This is a genomic window from Romboutsia sp. 1001216sp1, assembly GCF_039841805.1.
Taxonomy (GTDB): Bacteria; Bacillota; Clostridia; order Peptostreptococcales; family Peptostreptococcaceae; genus Romboutsia_C; species Romboutsia_C hominis.
On sequence record NZ_JBDPHA010000001.1, the window covers coordinates 357,325 to 378,680 of the forward strand.

At 26.6% G+C, this 21,356-nt stretch carries 24 protein-coding genes and 1 riboswitch; all 24 genes read right to left on the minus strand.

The annotated features are described in order from the left end of the window. Position 1: 1 nt before the first annotated feature. The gene (gene fliJ, locus ABHC41_RS01830) at positions 2-442 is read right to left on the minus strand and encodes a flagellar export protein FliJ (RefSeq protein WP_166504998.1); all 441 of its coding nucleotides are present in this window, start codon (positions 440-442) and stop codon (positions 2-4) included. Between the two features lie 15 nt (positions 443-457). Continuing rightward, positions 458-1,765 carry a flagellar protein export ATPase FliI gene (fliI, locus tag ABHC41_RS01835; RefSeq protein ID WP_092926881.1) on the minus strand — a complete coding sequence of 436 codons (1,308 nt, stop codon included), beginning with the start codon at positions 1,763-1,765 and terminating at the stop codon, positions 458-460. Continuing rightward, positions 1,762-2,538, minus strand: a complete 777-nt coding sequence (locus tag ABHC41_RS01840; RefSeq protein WP_240276107.1) for a FliH/SctL family protein — start codon at positions 2,536-2,538, stop codon at positions 1,762-1,764. The genes fliI and ABHC41_RS01840 overlap by 4 nt, the downstream gene beginning before the upstream one ends. Next, on the minus strand, positions 2,522-3,598 hold the full coding sequence (fliG, locus tag ABHC41_RS01845) for a flagellar motor switch protein FliG (RefSeq protein ID WP_092926885.1): 1,077 nt from the start codon (positions 3,596-3,598) through the stop codon (positions 2,522-2,524). Before fliG ends, ABHC41_RS01840 begins: the two co-directional genes overlap by 17 nt. Positions 3,599-3,614: 16 nt before the next feature. Beyond that, entirely contained in the window at positions 3,615-5,177 is a 1,563-nt protein-coding gene (gene fliF / locus ABHC41_RS01850; RefSeq protein ID WP_166504997.1) for a flagellar basal-body MS-ring/collar protein FliF, read from the minus strand. A gap of 22 nt (positions 5,178-5,199) precedes the next feature. Further along, positions 5,200-5,517, minus strand: a complete 318-nt coding sequence (gene fliE, locus ABHC41_RS01855) for a flagellar hook-basal body complex protein FliE (protein ID WP_166504996.1) — start codon at positions 5,515-5,517, stop codon at positions 5,200-5,202. Between the two features lie 15 nt (positions 5,518-5,532). Further along, positions 5,533-5,937 (minus strand): flagellar basal body rod protein FlgC, encoded by a 405-nt coding sequence (gene flgC / locus ABHC41_RS01860; RefSeq protein ID WP_166504995.1) that lies wholly within the window; start codon positions 5,935-5,937, stop codon positions 5,533-5,535. A 4-nt stretch (positions 5,938-5,941) separates the two neighbouring features. Next, entirely contained in the window at positions 5,942-6,265 is a 324-nt protein-coding gene (locus ABHC41_RS01865; RefSeq protein WP_166504994.1) for a flagellar basal body protein, read from the minus strand. A 453-nt stretch (positions 6,266-6,718) separates the two neighbouring features. After that, a riboswitch (cyclic di-GMP riboswitch) is annotated at positions 6,719-6,800 on the minus strand. A gap of 884 nt (positions 6,801-7,684) precedes the next feature. After that, entirely contained in the window at positions 7,685-9,163 is a 1,479-nt protein-coding gene (locus tag ABHC41_RS01870; RefSeq protein ID WP_166504993.1) for a CDP-glycerol glycerophosphotransferase family protein, read from the minus strand. 65 nt (positions 9,164-9,228) lie between these two features. Next, the gene (locus ABHC41_RS01875) at positions 9,229-9,798 is read right to left on the minus strand and encodes a class I SAM-dependent methyltransferase (protein WP_330638728.1); all 570 of its coding nucleotides are present in this window, start codon (positions 9,796-9,798) and stop codon (positions 9,229-9,231) included. A gap of 228 nt (positions 9,799-10,026) precedes the next feature. Further along, positions 10,027-10,677 (minus strand): NTP transferase domain-containing protein, encoded by a 651-nt coding sequence (locus tag ABHC41_RS01880; protein WP_166504992.1) that lies wholly within the window; start codon positions 10,675-10,677, stop codon positions 10,027-10,029. Further along, a complete protein-coding gene (locus ABHC41_RS01885) occupies positions 10,650-11,252 on the minus strand; it encodes an HAD-IB family phosphatase (RefSeq protein WP_166504991.1) in 603 nt (200 codons plus the stop codon). Before ABHC41_RS01885 ends, ABHC41_RS01880 begins: the two co-directional genes overlap by 28 nt. A 37-nt stretch (positions 11,253-11,289) precedes the next feature. Continuing rightward, a complete protein-coding gene (locus ABHC41_RS01890; RefSeq protein WP_166504990.1) occupies positions 11,290-13,524 on the minus strand; it encodes a glycosyltransferase in 2,235 nt (744 codons plus the stop codon). 85 nt (positions 13,525-13,609) lie between these two features. Next, positions 13,610-14,413: a flagellin gene (locus tag ABHC41_RS01895; protein ID WP_166504989.1), complete on the minus strand. Its 804-nt coding sequence runs from the start codon at positions 14,411-14,413 to the stop codon at positions 13,610-13,612. A gap of 137 nt (positions 14,414-14,550) precedes the next feature. Next, complete coding sequence (locus ABHC41_RS01900) at positions 14,551-15,357, minus strand: flagellin (RefSeq protein WP_166504988.1); 807 nt, start codon at positions 15,355-15,357, stop codon at positions 14,551-14,553. Positions 15,358-15,474: 117 nt separating this feature from the next. Continuing rightward, positions 15,475-15,795, minus strand: a complete 321-nt coding sequence (locus ABHC41_RS01905; RefSeq protein ID WP_166504987.1) for a hypothetical protein — start codon at positions 15,793-15,795, stop codon at positions 15,475-15,477. A gap of 16 nt (positions 15,796-15,811) precedes the next feature. Beyond that, a complete protein-coding gene (fliD, locus tag ABHC41_RS01910) occupies positions 15,812-17,383 on the minus strand; it encodes a flagellar filament capping protein FliD (protein ID WP_195236874.1) in 1,572 nt (523 codons plus the stop codon). An 11-nt stretch (positions 17,384-17,394) separates the two neighbouring features. Further along, positions 17,395-17,778 (minus strand): flagellar export chaperone FliS, encoded by a 384-nt coding sequence (gene fliS, locus ABHC41_RS01915; protein WP_195236873.1) that lies wholly within the window; start codon positions 17,776-17,778, stop codon positions 17,395-17,397. 13 nt (positions 17,779-17,791) lie between these two features. Next, positions 17,792-18,004, minus strand: a complete 213-nt coding sequence (csrA, locus tag ABHC41_RS01920; RefSeq protein ID WP_092926915.1) for a carbon storage regulator CsrA — start codon at positions 18,002-18,004, stop codon at positions 17,792-17,794. After that, a complete protein-coding gene (fliW, locus tag ABHC41_RS01925; protein WP_195580889.1) occupies positions 17,991-18,386 on the minus strand; it encodes a flagellar assembly protein FliW in 396 nt (131 codons plus the stop codon). The genes csrA and fliW overlap by 14 nt, the downstream gene beginning before the upstream one ends. Positions 18,387-18,399: 13 nt before the next feature. Further along, a complete protein-coding gene (locus ABHC41_RS01930; protein WP_271892004.1) occupies positions 18,400-19,332 on the minus strand; it encodes a hypothetical protein in 933 nt (310 codons plus the stop codon). 9 nt (positions 19,333-19,341) lie between these two features. Further along, positions 19,342-20,625 (minus strand): flagellar hook-associated protein FlgK, encoded by a 1,284-nt coding sequence (gene flgK / locus ABHC41_RS01935; RefSeq protein ID WP_271892005.1) that lies wholly within the window; start codon positions 20,623-20,625, stop codon positions 19,342-19,344. A gap of 17 nt (positions 20,626-20,642) precedes the next feature. Beyond that, positions 20,643-21,056, minus strand: coding sequence for a flagellar protein FlgN (locus tag ABHC41_RS01940; protein WP_195928324.1), 414 nt, complete (start codon positions 21,054-21,056; stop codon positions 20,643-20,645). Continuing rightward, positions 21,053-21,325, minus strand: coding sequence for a flagellar biosynthesis anti-sigma factor FlgM (gene flgM / locus ABHC41_RS01945; protein WP_092926926.1), 273 nt, complete (start codon positions 21,323-21,325; stop codon positions 21,053-21,055). Before flgM ends, ABHC41_RS01940 begins: the two co-directional genes overlap by 4 nt. Positions 21,326-21,356 lie beyond the last annotated feature (31 nt).

A 21,356-nucleotide genomic window follows, 5' to 3' on the forward strand; every position in this document is an offset into this window, starting at 1 on the left:
TTTATGATATATTTGTTCTATTTCTTATATATGCATATAATGCAAATTCGTCATTTTTTAATTGTTCTAATCTATCTTCTTCTTTTTTTAATCTATTAAGTTCGTTTTCTTTAAGGGTTTCTAAAGATTTCCTATCTATTTGTTTTTCTATAAAATCTTTTTTTGCTTTAGAAACATTAATTTCTTCTTTTCTCAAATCTTCACTAGTTAATTTTATAGATTGAGTAAGTGCTGCTAAATAATTAATAGTAATTTTTTGACTAATTATATCTTTAGACATTCCTATATCTGAGTATTTTTTATAAGAATTTTCTAAATTCCTTAAATTATTCTCTATTATTCTTTTTTGATTTTGAGCTTGTGTATATCTTAATTTACTTTCTTCCTCATCTTTTACTTTTATATCTAGCAGTTTTTGAAGTTTGAATTTGAACTTACTCACTTACATCAGTCTCCTTTAGTTGAACATATTAATTAATAACTCTTTGCTTTCATTAAATGGTGTACTATCATTAACACCTTGTTTTAAATAATCATTTACTCTGTCTATATATTTAATAGACATATCTATATTTTTATTTGAACCTTCTTCATAAGCTCCAATATTTATTAAATCTTCAGCTTCTTTATAAGTAGCAAGTATATCTCTAGCAAATGATGCAGCTTTATTATGATTATCATCTGCAATTTCTTTCATAAGTCTACTTACACTGTTTAATATATCTATAGCTGGATAATGATTTTTATGTGCTAATTGCCTAGATAAAACAATGTGTCCATCTAGTATTCCTCTTACAGTATCTGCTATTGGTTCATTAAAATCGTCTCCATCAACTAAAACAGTATAAAAAGCTGTTATAGATCCTTTTTCAGACATTCCTGTCCTTTCCATAAGCTTTGGTAACATAGCAAATACGGAAGGAGTATATCCTTTTTGTGCTGGCGGTTCTCCTATAGCTAATCCAACTTCTCTTTGAGCCATAGCAAATCTTGTTACAGAATCCATCATTAATATTACTTTTTTACCTTTATCTCTAAAGTACTCGGCAATAGATGTAGCTGTTAGTGCTCCCTTTAATCTTACTAAAGGTGATTTATCTGATGTAGCACAAACAACTACCGACTTCTTCATGCCTTCTTCACCTAAATCTCTCTCAATGAAGTCTAAAACTTCCCTTCCTCTTTCTCCAATAAGGGCTATAACATTTACATCTGCTTCTGCCGTTCTTGCCATCATTCCTAAAGTTGTACTTTTACCAACTCCACTACCTGCAAATATTCCTATTCTCTGTCCTTCTCCACAAGTTAAAAATCCATCTATTGCTCTTATTCCTGTTGGCATTATATTTGTTATTCGAGGTCTTCTCATTGGATCTGGTGGTTCATTAAATAAACTATATCTCTCACCTTGTAAAATCATATTTTCATCTATTGGATTACCTATGCCATCAAGTACTTTTCCTAAAAGTTCATCACTACATTTAACACTAAGTGGTACTCCTTGTGCAATTACTTTGCAACCAGGTCCAATCCCTGTTAACTCACCAAGAGGCATAAGTATTACATCTCCATCTCTAAAACCTACAACTTCACAATTTATAGGGGTATTTAAATTATTGTATACAGAGCATAACTCACCTACAAATCCTTTTATACCTTCGACTTCTATTGTAAGACCTATAACTTTTTTTACTTTTCCTTCAGATATAACAGTAGGCATATCCTTTATCCTACTAAGTATTCTTTCAAAATCTATGTCTATCATAATAGCTCCTCTTTAACCTTATCTATTACAGCATCTACACCTACTATTATTCTTCCTTTTACGTTCTCTATAATAGCATTTCCAATATCTATAGATTCATCTTCTAAAACGAATACGTCGCCTTTAAGTTTATTACATTCTTTTAAACTTAATATTTCATTATTTAAGCTATCTTTATATAAAGGATTTACTTTTATTACTATATTTTCCTTGAGTTCATACTCTTCAATTATCTTAGTTAATAAAGTATTCATAGATGATTCTGATTTGAATTCATCCCTTAGAACTTGTTGAGCTATACTTATACTAATTTTTAGTATTTCTTCTTTATTTAAATTCATATACTCAGCTACTTTATCCTTAGCTTGTATCAATAATTTACTGGCATTATTTACAATTTCTTCAGACTCTTTTTTTGCCTTTTCTATATTTTCTTCATATGATTCTTTGTATCCATCTTCATATCCGTTTTTAAGCCCTTGATTGTATCCTTCTTCATAAGCTTTTTTTTCTATATTTTCTCTTTCTAACTTACTTTCTTCAATTATCTGACTTGCCTCAGCTTTAGCTTGATTTATAATGTCATCATATTCTTTTTGAGCTTCTTGTAACTTAATATTTATTTCTTCTTTTTTTTCGCTTAATTTTTTTTCTAAGTCTTCTCTAAGCTTTCTTTCTTCTTCACTTTCAATTTGAGAGAGGTTATTTATTGTTTTTACGCCTTTTAAATTAACATTTTTAGCTTTTATTATGTTACTACATGATAAACTCATCATCTGATCCTCTTGTTAAAGTTATTTCACCCATATCTTCAAGTCGTCTTATAACATTAACTATATTTTGTTGTGCTTCCTCTACTTGAGATATTTTTATTTTTCCTAATAAATCAATTTCCTCTTTAAGAGCTTGTGATGCCCTTTGAGATTGATTTCTAAATATGACATTTGATACTTCCTTAGATGCCCCCTTAAGAGCAAATGCAATATCTTTAACATTAACCTCTTTAAGAATTCTCTGAATAGTAGAATTTTCAAGCCTTACAATGTCGTCAAATATAAACATATTTGCCTTTATATCCTCAGCTAATTCATTGTTTCTTTCTTCTATGTAACTTATAATGCTTTTTTCTGTTTTTCTATCTACATTACCAAGTATTTCAACCAAGCTATCAACACCACCAGAACTTTCCATTTCTCTTTGTCCAAGTTTTGATAGTTTCATTTCTACAGCTTCATCAATGGCCTTTATTACACTTGGTGATACTGATGATGTTGATCCTATTTTTAGTGAAACTTCATTTTTAATCTTAGGTGGTAACTCACTTAATATCAAAGCTGCTTTGTCTGATTGTATGTGAGATAAGATTATAGCTATAGTTTGTGTACTTTCACCTTGTATACATGCTAATATCTGCTCTGGTTCAGCTTTTCTCGCTGCCATAAACAGTTTTGTATAAGCATCATATCTAATTCCTTCTATTAATTTATTAGCTCTTTGGTTTCCTAAAGCTCCATTAAGCAGTGATTTTGCATAGTCTATACCACCTTTTAACACAAATTCTTTTCCTTTATTTAGTTCTATAAATTCTTGGAGAATTTCTCTTCTTTCTCTTGCGTTGACAGTGTGTATATTAGCTATTTCTACACCGATTCTTTGTATTTTCTTATCAGATAGATTTTTAACTATATCCGCTGAAACGTCAGTCCCTAATGTCATTAAGAGTACTGCTGCCTTTCTAGCACCAGTAACTCTTCTCACTTTAGGTATATCACCTAAATCAAATGCATTTCCTGATTTAGTACTCTCTACTGATTTAGTAACTTCATTTTCCAAAACAAACTACCACCCTTTACTCATTTAACCAATTATTTATTAATTCTGTAACTTCTTCTATATTTTCTGAAGCGTATATCTTAACTTCTTCCTCTAAAGTCATATTATCTTCATCATCTTCTAAATTGTGTAGCCTATGTTTTTCCATTTCTTCTAGCTTTTGATTTATCATATCTATTTCATTAGATTCATCTATTTCATCAATTTCTTTAGATTTATTCTTTTTCTTAATAACAAATATAGCTATAAGTGCTATTACTATAACTAGTAATAATCCGGCTACTATATATCCTGTTGTTTTTAATAACTTAGCCACTTCATCTTCATCACCTAATGCATTTTTTAGATTCTTTTTAGCATTTGCTTCAAAGTCCATAGCAACAACTACTACATCATCGCCTCTATTTTTTTCTACACCAATGGTATTAGATACCATATCTTTAACGTCTTTAATATCTCCCGCATCTAATTTGCCATCTATAGCAACCGAAGCAGTTATTCTATTTAATTCACCTTGAGCCTTAACAGTTTTAATTTCTGTCTTTCCTACTTCATACTTTATATCTTCACTTTTACTTTCAGTAGTTCCATCATTTACATTGCCTTTATTATTCATATTGTTATCAACAGTACCACCTGTATTTACTGGCTCTGTAGATTTATTTTCACTTTTTGACTCACTTACTATAACCTTGTTAGGATCTATTATCGTTTGAGTTTTTTCATTAGTGTCAAAATTCAAATCAGCATTAACAGTTGCTCTTACTTTTCCCTCTCCAAATATAGGTTCAAGTAATCTAACTATATCTCTTTCTAATCCTTTATCTAGATCTCTTTCTGCCTTAGTTGCAATATCAATCCCATTAGAATTATCGCTAGAATTTGATTTTCCATTTTCATCAAATATTCCTTCTGATAATAAGACCATATTTTGGTTGATTACCTCAACATTTTGTTTCGGTATATTTGGTGTACTTGCGGATACTAAAGATATTATAGATTTAACTTGTTCTTGACTTAATTGTTCTCCTACATTTAAATCTACATAAACGGCTGCTTTTCCAGGTATGCTCTCTTTAGCAAATACAGATTCTTCACCTTCTGTTATATGAACTCTTGCATCTTGTACTTGCGGAAAAGTTTTTATAGTTTTTTCTAGTTCACCTTGAATCATTCTTTGTTTTTTTACCTCAAATTCTTCATCTGTAAGACCTAACGATGATCCTTCATCCATAAGTTCAAATCCTTTAGAACCATTTGAAACTTTTCCAGATAGTTCAAGTCTTAACTTATCTACCTGATCTTTAGGTACATATATACTATCGCCCTCTATTTTCGTTTCAATTTTTTCTTTTTCTAGTTCTTTAGTTATAACAGATGCATCATTTGAATCTAAACCCGAGAAAAGAACATCATATTTATTATCATTTTTATACTTAATTCCAAATATTATAGCTAATATAATTGCAATCACTCCAACTATAATGGCTATTTTCTTTTCTTTTCTCATTTCCTTAAATTTTTCTTTTCTTGTTTTTATAAAATCTTTTATTTTTTCTATTATCTCTTTAAAATTCATCTATCTGCTCCTTATTAAGGAATTACAATTGCACTCTATTAATTTCTTGGTAAGCATCATATAACTTATTTCTAATCTCAATCATAAGTTGCACTGACATTTGAGATTCTTGTGCTGATAGCATAACATCATGCATAGAAACATCTTCACCTTTTATAAGCGCTTCTATCTTTTCATTTGAATTTATAATACTATCATTTACCTTACCTATAGCATTCTTTATAACATCTTCAAATTGCTTGTCTGGCTTTTCATTTCCTTTAACTTTATATGTAGTCTTATTATTAATAGCATTAGAGAATATATCAGAATTAATATTTATATTGCTTATTCCTGTCATTTAACCACCTACTTTCTATCTACCTATCTCTAAAGCTTTAGATATCATATTTTTTTGAGCATTTAAAGTATCTACATTAGATTCGTAAGCTCTCGATGCACTTATAAGATCTGACATTTCAGCTAATAAATCTACATTTGGATATTCTACATATCCATCTTTGTCTGCATCAGGATGATTTGGTTCATATATTTTTCTGAGAGGAGATTTATCTTCTTCAATCTTTTTTGTTTTAACACCTAACATCCCTAATTTTTCATCATAATTTTCTTCAAAGCTAGCTACTTTTCTCCTATATGCTCCTCCATTTTTAGTTCTTGTAGTCTGCATATTAGCAACATTCGAAGATATTATATCCATTCTCATACGTTCTGCTGTCAGACCACTTGCACTAATTCTCATACCACTAAAAACACTCATTTATTTACCTCCCAGATATTATACTTTTTGTCATAGCGATTTTTATATTTGTAAGACTTACTAACGCATTATATTCTAATGTCGTAGCTGCTTGATTAACCTTCTCATGTTCAATATCAACGTTATTACCATCTTCTCTGACCACAGATTCCTTATCAACCTTTAACTTTATACTAGGAATTTCTAGTTTATTCTTTAAAGTATCTTCGAAACTAACATACTTTCTTTTATACCCTGGAGTATTTATGTTAGCAATATTTTCTGCAATGGCATTACTCCTTAAATGTGTAGCATCTAATCCCATTTTCATTAAATTATAGATTTCCATATTACTCTCCTCCATTAATTTTATAAATCAAAAAACCACTCTATAAAGAGTAATTTTGTATACTACATAGCATACTATCATTGCTAGAATTTGATTATTTTAGATATAAAATTAAATCAATATATTTATTATTCGTTTTCTTATATTTAATTTTCTTATCATTTTAATTATAAACTTTTACTTATTTTTTTCTATATAATTTATACTATTACATAATTTTTCCTATAATAAAAAATGTAAGATACATAATGAACTTTGATAATATAATTGAATTATTAGATTTATTAAAATATTATTTCTTCAAAAAAAAATAACTCTAAAGAGAGTTATATAATATCAGCGTCGATAAATAGAGATGCATAATTTGGACACAAACAATCAAAATAATTTATATATTATTCATAATTCTCCAAAATTATAAACCTTATATATCGAAAACAAAAACACACAGTTTTTTGCAACTGGCTAGCATAGTTTCTACTTTAGCTCCTATAGTTTTGCGTCACTAGATTTCTCTAGCTTGCCTATTTTGTTTTTCGTTCTTTTTTTACACTTTTCGACATTTTTTTCCATACACTAAATATTATAGTATAATTACCATTTAATCAAGTTTTTATTTGTATTTTCTTACTATTTTTTTTCAAACTAATATTAAAAATACATTTAAACTTATTTGTTAAATCACAAAGTGTAATTTTATTTTATATTATACGGCTGATATAATTAGAACTTTATATTTTTTATTAAAATAATACAAATTATGTATTAGACAATAAATTCTACATCACTAAAAATTTTTAACTTAAACATCCTTATTCAGATTAATTCATAAATATTATAAATTTAGATAATATTCCTATTTTTTTCAATTATGACTGTAATTTTATTTATAAATTCAAAATATTAAAACCAGAAAATTAAATACATTTATATCTATATTAGTTCCTAAAGATATTTTTGATATAAATATTGATTTAACACTCAATTATATTAATAAAATTTCTTATGATACTTATCTACCTTATTAATAAATCAAAGCTTATTATACTAACAAAATGTATAGTAAAGTTAGTTTTTACTTAGATAAATTTTATAACATTTGCAATATTAAAATTTATTCTTTCTTTAAAGAAAATTTAATATTGTGTTCATATAATATTATAAAAATTCATGATTTTGAAAAATGATTAAAGACTTTAGTAGTAATTTAACTACTTTTAATTTAGATTTATTTTATGAACTTATCGGGATATGTATAAAACTATTAATTATTATAAATACTCTTATAGTTAAAATTATATACCTGTTTTAATTAATACTTAATATTTTTAATAATAAAATACAAAAAGTCTTGTAAAAATAGTTACTTAATATAATAAGTTATTCATGACTTTTTGTATTTAATATCATTGTGAAATTTTAAAAATAATTATTTTCAATACACTGCTTTATATGTTTGTGAACTTGTTCTCCACAACTACCATCAATATTTGAAAGAACAGTATTTAGTGCATTAATTCTATTATCTTTTTTGTAATCTTTTTTATTGACTACTAAATCTATAAATTTATCTACAGTCATTTCATCTTCACCAACTATATAATTAGAAAATATATCAAATACTTTTTCATGATAGTATTCTCTGTTTAATTCTATGTCATATATTAAAACAGGTTTTCCTGTAGCCATATATTCAATTAATACAGAAGACCTATCTGTTATTAGTGCATCAGATATTTGAAAAGCTTCGTAATAACTAGGTGAATTATCAATAATTATATTTTCTGTATTTTTTGCTGAGCTTAATAACTCTTTATATCTTTTATAGCATTCTGGGGCTCTTGATTTAACATATGACAGCTCCAGTGGGTGAGGTCTATATATTAATCCATAGTTTAAATCATTTCTAATTTTATTAAAGACTTCTTCAACTTCATCTAATACTTTATCTCTTCCATTTATAACTTTCATTAAGTTTGTAGTCCATAAAAATACCTTTTTACCTTTAAATTTATTTTTATAATAGTCATTTGTAGTATTTGATTTTAGACTACTAACTAAAGCATCAAATTTAGGTGACCCAAGAGGCAATAATTTCTCTCTAGCTACCCCACTATATTCTGCAATGTCTGCAAATGCATGAGATTGTACAACAACTTTATCAAATTCTCTTGTTCCTATAAATGAGTAAAAATCTTTATAAAATGAAATTGGATAAGTACCTAATATTCCATAAGTAACATATACTAGCATATCTGTATATTTTTTTAAATTATAAGAAAAATAGTTGCTATCTACTCTAGTAGCATTATTATATTCATCATATTGATTGTGTATATATATAACATCTGGACTAATTTTTTCTAAATCAAATGTTTTATAATCAGTAATAGGTACATATTTAGGCAACATATCACCTTCATATGTAAATATAGCGTCCATATTCCCATTTCTATTATAAATTAACTTATAATATGGAATTGGTACTACATAACAATTACAATTTTCATCTTCTTTAGCTTCTTTCCAAATACTTTCAAGGCTATTCCACATAGATGCATTGTATGGCATAAAAACAATATTATATTTTTCCTTAATATTTTTATTTATAATATCTATCATATCATTTATCATATTAATAATTTCTTGGCAATCATAAAGTGTATCTGTATCTTTTGTTTTATTTAAATCTTTTAATTTTTCTAATATACTATTTGATAGATTATAAAGTCTACCGTCACATTTTTTAGCATTTTCAAAGCTATTTTTAACTGTATTAATAGCTTGTATACAAATTTCAGACATAAACTCATAGTCTGTATTTAAATTTTTAATTATATAAGAAATCCCTTCTATTGAGGTTTTTAAAATTTCTATTATTCTTTGTTTTTCATTCATTTTTAATCACACTACTTTCTATAAATCCAAGATTTAAATTGTAACTTTAGTTATAAGTTTATTGTTTAACCTCTATTTAAAATAAAATAGTGTCTCTCAGTTTCTTTGTATTGTTTTTTATCAGTTAGAAACATTTCATTTTCTATAATCTTAAATCCATTATTTATAAGAACTTTAAAAACATCTATGTATTCATCAATTGTTCTATATATAACATTATATTCACTATTTAATTCATTAGAGTAAAAATCACCTAGGGTTAATCTTTCTTTTGTAGCAATTGGTGATGCTATATATATCATAGCCTCTTTATCTAAGACTTTAAGTAAATTTTCAAAGCATATGTTAAATTCTTCATCATTTATATACATTATAAGACCTGCTAAAATTACTTTATTAAACGGGGCATTACTTTTTACAACCTCATTATCATATATATTTATAAAATCACATATTTGAAAATCATAACTATTATTACAACCTATTCTTTTTCTCGCTATATTAAGTAAATCTTCTGCAAAATCAGTACCTAAATAGTATTTACTATTTAATACTATCATTTCTGCTAATCTTCCTACTCCACAACCTATATCTAAAACTTTAGAATTTTTATCTATTTTTAATTTAGGTATTATAACCTCTTTTTCATACTCATCTAATAATTTTGCATATTCAGAATCATTATCGTTACATTTTACAGTTTTATAAGGATTATCTTCTGTGTACTTTTCTGCTCTTTTATCCCAAAATAGTTTTACACTTTTTTATTTATATTTATGTTTTCTTTATATACCCTTGTATTTTTTTTCGTCATCCCATTTCTCCTAGTTAAGGTTTGATTATAAATTCATATTTAACCGATTTTATTTGTATCCATTTTTATACCAATCTAAAGCTTTTTTATATTCATTCATATTATCTATTTCCTTTAAATTTACATGAACTACTTTTAAAGGTAAATTAGGTGTTATCATTTTATATACATGGTCATTTCCGCTATTAAGTTTATGTGCATATATTTTAAACAACCCAGTCCATTCATACTTTCCATGTTGTCTTGAAAAACTAACTGCATGTTCAGTTCCATCTATAAATTCAGTATCTATATATACTGGTTCATTAGTATATGGAGAACAAACACCTATTGCTTCTTCATCATCTTCTAATATAAATCTTTCGAGGTCTTCAGGTTTAAATAATACATCTCCATCTAATGATATAATCATCTCATTAGAATGTTTTTTCCCTAGTGATAAACTAGCAGCAGTTTTTGTATTAGTATAATCATGATTAAACACAAAAGTAATATCTTTTCTATATGAACAAACTACGTCAATAACTTCTTGGGCTTGATATCCTACAACAATTCTTATATCATCAAACTTGTCTAAACATTCTAATTGTCTTATTATTAATGGTTTTCCATCAATATCAATTAATGATTTATTAGTATTTAGACCTAATCTAGTTCCCATTCCTGCGCAACTTATAATAATCGTTTTAGAAACTGACATAATTTCTCCTCCTCATAAAACGCATAGTCACAAACATTTAATACACTCGGAGCTATTGGTCTAACAGCACCAAATCCAATTCCTATATCAGCATACTCTATCATTTTTGAGTCATTACTTCCATCTCCAATAGCTACTACTGGTCCATCTATTTCTTTTATTATATCTTCCTTTTTTATAACATTTACAACTGATTTAATATATTGACCATCCGTTAAAGCCTTTGATGAATAATATATATCATTTAAACCTAACATATCCATGAGTTCACAAATCCAGATATCTAGATTACCAGTTATTATAATACATCTATCTATATTCTCTAAAATAAATTTAATTAATTCTTCATTTAATGTTATATTTTTAACTATATTACGTACTTTTTTTATAGGTATCTCTTTTAATATTTCAATTCGTTTTAGAAAACTTTCTTCAAAAGACAACTTACCTAACATAGTATCTTCTGTTATTTTGCTAATACTTTCATGACATCCAATATACTTTGCCATTTCAGGAAGTATTTCCTGTTTTGTTAATGTTGAATCTAGGTCAAATACAAATTTATATTTACTCAAATTTGAGCCTCCTCTTATGACATAATTTTTGTATATTTTAATTTATAATCATAATTTTTTCTTTTGATTCTAGAACTATGTTTTCGTCTTCACAGTTTTTTACTATTAATTCAAAATATTTAGTGGCATCTTCATATTGTCCTAATATTTCTTTTATGCACCCTATATTAAAAACCACATTATAATTGTATCTATCTAATAAATATGAATTTTTAAACATTTTATCAGATTCTTCGAACTTTCCTTCTAACATTTTTATAATTGCTTTTAAATTTAGTATCTCTGCCTCTTCTTCTTCAAATATACTTTCATATTCATATATATTTTCTTTAGCTCCAATAATATTTCCTACCTCTATGTCATTTTGAATTATCGATTTATATTGTTTTTTAAGACCATTTAGCTCTTCATTTATATCAAATTCATTTTTAAATTTCTCTATTAATATTTCTATTCCCTTTTTGTATTTTTGATTTTTTATTAATAAGTCTTTCATTTTTTTTACATACTCTAATTTATCAGTTTTACTAAGTTTTTGAGCTCTATTTATACTTATAATGAATATTTCATCTTCATTTTTCAATAAATTTAGTAAATCATCATCTTCTAAGTCTGTATTATATAATTGCTTCAAATAATCATAAGTATAAGTTATATACATTAAAAATAAATTTTCATACTTTTTACCAACTAAACCACCATATGTTAACAATGATTTAGATACACAACTATAAATTTGAAGTTTCTTTATGTCTAAAGTATTTAAAGTATTGTCTAAGTAATCATATAAATCAAATATAAAATCTCTTTTATTTGAAACTAAATAATCTATATAACCTTGCATTTTTAAGTTACTTATATTTTTTAATATATCTTCTAATTGTAGATTTTCTTTCATAGCATAATATATTATATCTGCATAATATATTTCTTGCTCTTTTGTTAGTATCTCATTATATTGTTCAATCGTTAATTTTTCACCTAATCTTATTTTATTTAAAGTACCGTAATTTCCATCTATTTTAGAAAGCATTTTATACATTTTAGGCAAATCTTCTTCTTTTATTCTTTTTAGTATACTTTCTAACGCAACTTTAAATTTATTTTGCTGTACTATACAAGATGAAAGATTTTTATATATTTCAATGATTTTTTCTTCTTGATTTAATTTATATAAACTCATAAATATAACTAAGTAAGCTTGTTCTAAAATATTAATATTTATATCATCTATATTATTTATTATCTCTTGATACATCTCTAATTTGTAATAAATATCAATAATGTTAACTTTAGCTTTATCTTGGTGTATTAATGTATCTGCATTACACTCAACAGCATTAGCTTGTGTAGATATATCATAATTTTCTATAAGATATAAATACCTTTTATAATTTTCTAAGCTTCGCTTATATTTTCTTAAATATTTTTGACTTGTCGCTAGGTAATAATATATATCTATATTTTTATTATCATTTTTTATATACTTAGTGCATAAACTTTCACATTTGTCAAACTCATTCATTTCTAAATAAAGCATAGCTAAATCTAATGTTACAAATATTGGTATATATTTAATTTTTGTATACAAATCATACCCTTTTTCCATATAATATATTGCATCTTCATAGTTTTTAGATATAGAATAAGTTTTTCCTAATTGATAGTTAATATATGGGTTATTCGGTTCTTTCTTTATTTCTTTTAATAAAATATTTTTATTTCTATTATCTTTTAATTGTTTGATTTCTTCATTTTCAAATAAATATCCATAGTGATCAAATAAAGCTACATTGTTATATATAGGATGTTTAAATTTTGGTTGTTCGTGTATTGCTCCTTCATATCTAAAATCTTTTGAGTTTTTAAACATTCTAATTAAAGGAGTCATACTATAACTTTTTTTATCTAGCGAAAGTATATTTTTTAGATTTATACTTGCACTATTATATTTATTGAATAAGCTTTTATCAAAGAATTCTTTTAATTTCTCATAATTAATTAACTCTTCATCTGCATCTAATATAAGTATCCAGTCTCCCTTTGCATAACTTATTGATATATTTCTCATATCTGAAAAGTTATCATTCCACTTTGCAAAAAATACTTTATCAGTATATTTTCTTGCAATATCAACAGTCGAGTCAGTTGATCCAGTATCTAGTATTACTAATTCAGAATTTATTTCTTCCATTAAAGGACGTAGTGCGTTCAATGTTTTATCTAAATTTCTCTCTTCATTTTTTACCATCATTACAATACTTAGTAGCATATATTTAATACTCCTTTTAAGTGATTAAATTTAAAAATAAAGAGTAAAGCACATGCTTTACTCTTTATTTTTTAACTTAATAAAGCTATCTTAATAACTGAGTTACACTTTGAGGTTGTTGGTTAGCTTGTCCAACCATAGCTTGTGCTGCTTGATTTAATATGTTTAACTTAGATAAATTAACCATTTCTTTAGCAACATCAACATCTCTTATTCTTGATTCTGCTGCACTTAAGTTTTCTGTAGAAGTTGTTAAGTTAGCAGAAGTATACTCTAATCTATTTTGAGTTGCTCCTAATTTAGCTCTTCCTGTGTTTATGTTTTCTAATGCTGCATCTACCGTACTTACGAAAGCTTGAGCCTTTGTATTATCAGATACATCTATAGTTAAACTTCCTGCAGTCTTAACTAAATCTATTGTATTTATAGTTCTAGTTTCATTATTAGCTCCTGATTGTATTGTAAATGTACCTGCTCCACTTAATAAGTTTTTACCATTAAATTTAGTTTCTTTACCTATTTGGCTCATTTCTTGTTGTAATTGAGTTAATTCTTCTTTTATCTTATCTCTATCAGTTGTAGTTAATGTATCATTTCCTGCTTGAACTCCTAGTTCTCTCATTCTTTGAGCTATATTTCCTGCTTCTTCTAATGCACCTTCTGCTGTTTGTACCATTGATATACCATCTTGTACGTTTCTATCTGCTTGTTGCATTCCTCTTATTTGAGATCTCATTTTTTCTGAAACAGCAAGTCCTGCAGCGTCATCTCCTGCTTTATTTATTCTTAGCCCTGTTGATAATTTTTCCATAGACTTTCCTGATAATGCAGTATTTTTTGCCATTTGGTTAGTCGCTATCATAGCATTCATATTAGTATTTATTCTCATTGTTTTTTCTCTCCTTAGAACTTTACGACATCCTTGTCTTTTATTTATAAAAGTATATCTATATTATATATATCGGCATAATATAGATATACTTTATATTTTTTAATATATTTATAATTTATTTACTTATTTTAAAACTATCTTAATAACTGAGTTACACTTTGAGGTTGTTGATTAGCTTGTCCAACCATAGCTTGTGCTGCTTGATTTAATATGTTTAACTTAGATAAGTTAACCATTTCTTTAGCAACATCAACGTCTCTTATTCTTGATTCTGCTGCACTTAAGTTTTCTGTAGAAGTTGTTAAGTTAGCAGAAGTATACTCTAATCTATTTTGAGTTGCTCCTAATTTAGCTCTTCCTGTATTTATTTGTTCTAATGCTGCATCTACTTTACTTACGTAAGCTTGTGCTTTTGAACTACTAGAAACGTCCATACTAGCTAAAGTTTTAGCTTGTCCTACTAAATCTATAGTATTTATAGTTCTAGTTTCATTATTAGCTCCAGCTTGTATTGTAAATGCTCCTGCTCCACTTAATAAGTTTTTACCATTGAACTTAGTTTCTTTACCTATTTGATTCATTTCTTGTTGTAATTGAGTTAATTCTTCTTTTACCTTGTCTCTATCAGTTGCAGATAATGTGTCATTTCCTGCTTGAACTCCAAGTTCTCTCATTCTTTGAGCTATATTTCCTGCTTCTTCTAATGCACCTTCTGCTGTTTGTACCATTGATATACCATCTTGTACGTTTCTATCTGCTTGTTGCATCCCTCTTATTTGCGATCTCATTTTTTCTGAAACAGCAAGACCTGCAGCGTCATCTCCTGCTTTATTTATTCTTAGTCCTGTTGATAATTTCTCCATAGACTTTCCTGATAATGCAGTATTTTTTGCCATTTGATTAGTCGCTATCATAGCGTTCATATTAGTGTTTATTCTCATTGTTTTTTCCTCTCCTTAGGACTTTACGACATCCTTGTCTTTTGCCTTTTGTATTGTGTATTTTGTACTTGGCCAAGTACCTTACATATATATATATCGTTATAATTTATATTAACTTTATACTTTTTTGTTAAAAATATTTAAATTTTCTTTTTTCGTACTTAGATATGAGGTATTTACTCTATTTGATAGTTTGTGATTTTTTATCTCATCTTTAGTTTTTTCTATACTATCACTAAGTAATATATGTATCTCTCTATCAATTTCTAATATTCCTTCATCGATCATCTGGCTTTTAAATGCTTCAAAGTCAAGTACATTACTTAATATTTCTTGTCTTTTATCAAATAAATCACCTATATTAATTAAACTACTACTTTTTAATTTATTTACTATATCTAATGATAAACTTTTATATAATTTGATACTTTCCTTCATTTTTAACCACCTAGCCTTAAGCCTGCATAAAATAACTCATCTGTGAATTTAGCTTATTCATACTAGCTTCTAGGTCTGCAAATTTTTTATACAAAGCATTTTCCTTAGTATCCATTTTTCTTTGAAGATTTTTTATCATATCCTCTTGTCGTTTTATTTGTTCTGAGTAAAAATTCTTCACAACAGAAGATGTTCTCTCTAGCCCAGCTTTTCTAGCAAATATAGATGATGATCCTCCTATATTCTTGTTAAGAATATCATTCATTTTTCCCATTATACTAGATTTATCTTTTGCAAATAATTTATAGACTTTATCCGAATTATATTCTAAAGATTTAGTAAATTTATCCTCATTTAATGATATCTGACCTTTTTTATTATAGTCTTGTGGACTAGTTACACCCATTTCACTTAAAACTTTTATATTATCACCAAATATAGCATTTTGCATATCATTTATAAATCTTCTCATCTCAGAATCATTTCGAAGTATACCTTTTTTAGCATTAGCTTCCCATTTCTTTACTTCTTCTTCACTCATATCCTTTTTCTGTTCTTCTGTAAGCGGTTGATAATCTTTCTTAGATTTTTCAGTTATAAGACTATACATTTTATCCATTATTTTATTATAATCTTGTACAAAACCTTTCATGTTATCTAGGGCTTTGGTTGTATCCTTTTTTGAGGTTATCTCAGAAGTTCCTTTATTATAAATACTATAATCTATTCCATCTATTGAGAAATTATTTTTTTGCTCATTTATTACTTTACTAAATCCGTCATCTCCTGAGACTTTGATATAAGAATTACTTCCACTTGCTATACCTGAAAAATCAACCATATCAAAATCTGGTTCATTCTTTGAATTTAATACAAAACTTCCATCTGCATTTGTCTTGTATTTTTTTGTTTTTAGTCCTAAAAATTCTAGAGAATTAGATTTGCTTCCATCTTCAGAAATGATTTCAATATTACTGTTTGATCCTGTGTCAAAAGATTCAATACTAAAACTTCCAGTCATCTTGCTATATGATGCCTTTATTTTTCCATTTCCATTACTGTTAATTTTATCAACTAAACTCTCTATAGTATCACTTGATTCTATTGTTATAGGATTTGAGTATAAAGTATTCCCTTTGTCATCTTTTCCAACAGAAATTTTAAATGATTCTCCTATTTTAGCTCCTAAATCCGCTAATTTACTTGACTTGTCTAAATTGTCTTTTGAAGATACAATTTTAGCTGGTTCTGCTATTTTATTAACTTCAAAATTATAATGTATATTATCTGCTCCCGCTCTTGATGTAGCTGACATTACACTACTATTAGAACTTTGAACTGATAATGTATTCCAAGCTTTACTACTGACTATTGAATCTTTAGATGTTACTGAAAAATATTTATCATTTATATTTTTCAAATCTTTCATTACGTCTCTATAAATTTCCTGCTGCCACTTTACTATTTGCTCTTTTTGCTTGACTTTATCAATTTTATTTTGTTCACCAACAAGCATTTGCTTTACAACTGTGTCGGTGTCCATTCCCGTTGCAAGACCTGGTATTCTTATTGTATTTACTCTTGTCATATAAAATTCACCTACTTACCTGTCTTTATTTTTTTGTCTACCTCATACCACATATCTCTAACATCTTCTATTACAGGAAGTACTTCATCTATTATCTTAATATCCTTTTTCATATTGGCTTTAGCAAGTTCGCTCTTTATAAAATCATATATATTATATAAATCTTCCATATATTTCCCAGCACTTTTATCCATAGTTATCATAAGTTCTAAAAATATATCTTGAACTCTAACCAATTCATTGTGAGCTCTAGAAATATTTTTTTCTAATATTGCCATTCTTGCTATTTTTGTATATTTAACTGCTCCATCTAACAACATCAACAATAGTTGTTCTTTAGAAGCCATATTTACTGAATTTTGCTTATATGTATTATATGGATTTGTTGTATACATTATTTTCCCTCTCTTACTTAAATAACTTTGTAATATCTTTAGTATTAATTATAGCCTTAGAATTTTCTTCTTTTATACTTTCGTAAACTTCTCTTCTTAGTATAACCTTATCTTTTGGCGCCTCTATGGCTATCTTTACGCTTCCATCCTCAATTTTTATAATTTTAACTTCTATATCATCTCCGATTAATATAGATTGATCTTTTTTTCTACTAATTACTAGCATTATTTTCACTTCCTGTTAAAGGTTCTTTTATATTATATTTAGTATCCTCTAGTATTAATTGCTTTCCTCTGTTATTATTTATGTTAATAATAATAGGAGCTCTTAAATTAACTGTACTTGTATCTATACTATTACCTAATGTTATTAGGCTTAATACTAGTACATCTTTATAATCTTTTATATTTAATTCATTTATTGTATCCTCATTTAATTCTATTTCATAATCTTTTTTTATCTCAAATGGAGATACACAAACAAATCCTACATTTAAGTCATCCTTAGATATCATGCTAATAAAATTTTTATTTTCCTTAATTTCTTCAAATAGAAAAGTATTATAATTTTCAAATCCAGGTATCCCTTTTTCAAATAAAATGTCCATATGATCCTCCTAGCTATTTTAAGTAATCCATTATACTCGGTTGAATCAATCTACTTCCAACTTGAACTGACATTTGGTATATTAATTCAGCTGATTTTAATTCTATATATGCACTAACTTTATCTGTATCTTGAGTTAATGATAATACATCCTTCATGTTCATAATATTTTCATCATTTAGCTCTTTTATTTTTTCTGCAGTATTAACTTTTACACCAAATGATGTTCTTATATCTACTGAATGATTAAACAATGTATCAATATCATCTTTTATAGTGCCTAACACTTGAGCTTTATTAGTTTCTACATCTTTACCATTAACTATATCATTCATAGCAGTAGATAATTTATTTATAGATTCTAATAAATTTTTACCATCTTTGTTTAATAATTCTTTTGCTGATACATTATAATCTATATCTATTCCTTCAGATATAATTGCTTTTAAGTCTTGTGAATTTGATTTAGAATTTAGGGTAAGTTTAGCTACTCCGTCTTTTTCCTCGATAATTATAGGTAAATCTTCTACGTCACTTCCTCCAAACATATGATTACCACCATGACTTGTATTTAATGTTTCACCTAGTTCTTTTATTTTTTCATTCATTTCAGCCCTTATAGATTTCATCTCTTCTGCCGAATAAGTTCCATTACCTAACTTTATTATTTCATCTTTTATATCTCCTAATACAGTTCCTACTTCTTCTAAAGATGAATCTGTATTATTCATCCATCCTACTGCTTCGTCAATATTGTAATTATATTTTTCAGTATATTTTATTTCATTTTTTAAGTTCATTATTCTTATAGCTTTGTATGGATCATCTGATACTTTGTTTATAACCTTCCCTGTACTGATTTGTCTATTAAGCTTGTCCGTTCTTTGAAGATTTTCTTGATTATCATACATATTATTTCTTATCATTGAAGAATTGGCTATTCTCATACTATCCTCCTATCTTTTTAACCCATTTATTACTACGTCTAGTAAAGAATCTATAGTAGATATAACTTTTGCACTGGCATTATATGCATGCTGAAATTGGACAAGATTTACCATTTCTTCATCTAATAATACTCCAGATACATTAGCTCTAGAATTTTCTATTTCATTTATTATTTTATTTTGATTCTTTTCATTTCTTATAGCTTCCTGCGCCTCATTACCTAGCTTTTGAACTATATTATTATAAAATTTATCTATGGTAATTTCTGGTTCATTACCAATTTTCATTTTTTTATCTTTAAATCTAAATATTTCACCTGCAACTTTAGATGAAACTAATAATTTATTTGAGTCTGTTAGATAATCATCATTAACTTTAAGTGATGGGCTGCCTTTTTTGTCAAATTCAAAAAAATTAATTCCTAAAACATCATTTATACCATTAGAAATGCCTTCTGATAGATCATCTATACTAGATGTATATTCATTAATTTTATCTACCATATCAATAGAACCTTGTATTTCACCTGAGACATCTCCTATTGCTTTTATATCCTCTAATGTAATACTTGTTCCATCATTTATTTTTTTTTCAATTAAATTCTTAACATTATTATCTTCTATATTAAATTTATAACTTAATTTATCTAACACTTTATCTTTTTCATCTAGTAAGTCATTTGGTGTTTTTCCACTACCTTCGACAATTCTTATATTTTTATTTAATCCTCTTAATTGGTCAACCATATCGTTTATTTCATTTAAATTTTTATTTATTTTATCATTTGCCTGACTTGATAGTTTTTCCAATTTATTTTTAAGATTACTTATATTAGTCGCTAAATATTTTGCATTTTGAACTACGGTGTTCTTTGATCCACTATCATTAGGATTTTTTGAAATTTCATTCCAACTGCTAAAAAAGTTGCTTAGTGATGATGAAATAGAAGTGTCTGATGGTTCATTAAATATAGTCTCCATATTAGTATAATACTCACTTTTTGTACTTACTTTACCATAATTATGAGACTCATTTCTAAATTGAAAATCAAAGAATGTATTTCTAATCCTTATAATATCTGTTGCTTCAACTCCTGTACCTAGTTGACCTGCACCCATACTACTGTTATATCCAGGGTAACTATAAGCACTTCTTGCACTTTGTTGTACTCTTTGTCTAGAGTACCCTGGTGTATTCATGTTATTTATATTATGAGACGTAGTCTGTATAGAAGTTTGACTTACACTCATACCAGACTTTGCTGTCTGTAAACTTCCTAGTAATCCTGACATAATTTTCCTCCAAACAATTACTTCCCTACTTGGCCATAAGCATTATATGTTCCAATACTTTTTCCTGGCTTTATGCAGTTTATCATCTTCTTTGTAAAAAATAATCTCTGCTTTATAAGAGTTTCATTTGCTTTTTTTTGTAATTCTATCATATTTAATATTTCTTTTATTTCTTTATAAGCTTGTTTTATATTTTCATCATTGCAATCTTCTATATACTGCTTTACACTAGGCTTAGACTCCATTAAATTTCTTCTCTTTATTTCTAATCTAGCTAATTTTTTAGCAGCTTCATCTAATTCCTTAGCTATTTTATCTATCTTAATAAGATCTTTATTAATTATAAATTCATATTGATTATCTAAAAGATCTAGCATATTTTTTAGGACATTTTTTTCTTCAAAGATTACTATTTTCACCTCTGGAATCAATTATGCTCCCCCCTCATTTTTTCTATTATCTTCTTAGCTAATTCATTAGAATCTATTCTATATTGACCAGATTCTATCTTACTTTTTATTTCATTTACTCTATCTATGTTAACTTCTTCCTTAGATGAATTTACTTTATTTAAATACTTTCCCATTTGTGATATTTCAACTGTGTCACCTTTTTTCGTATTCTTTACATAACTAACATCTACTTTATTATTATTATATACTCTTTCTAAATTTCTAAATTTAACCAAATTTATATTCACAATATTCCTCCTTAGTATTTAGATTAATTAA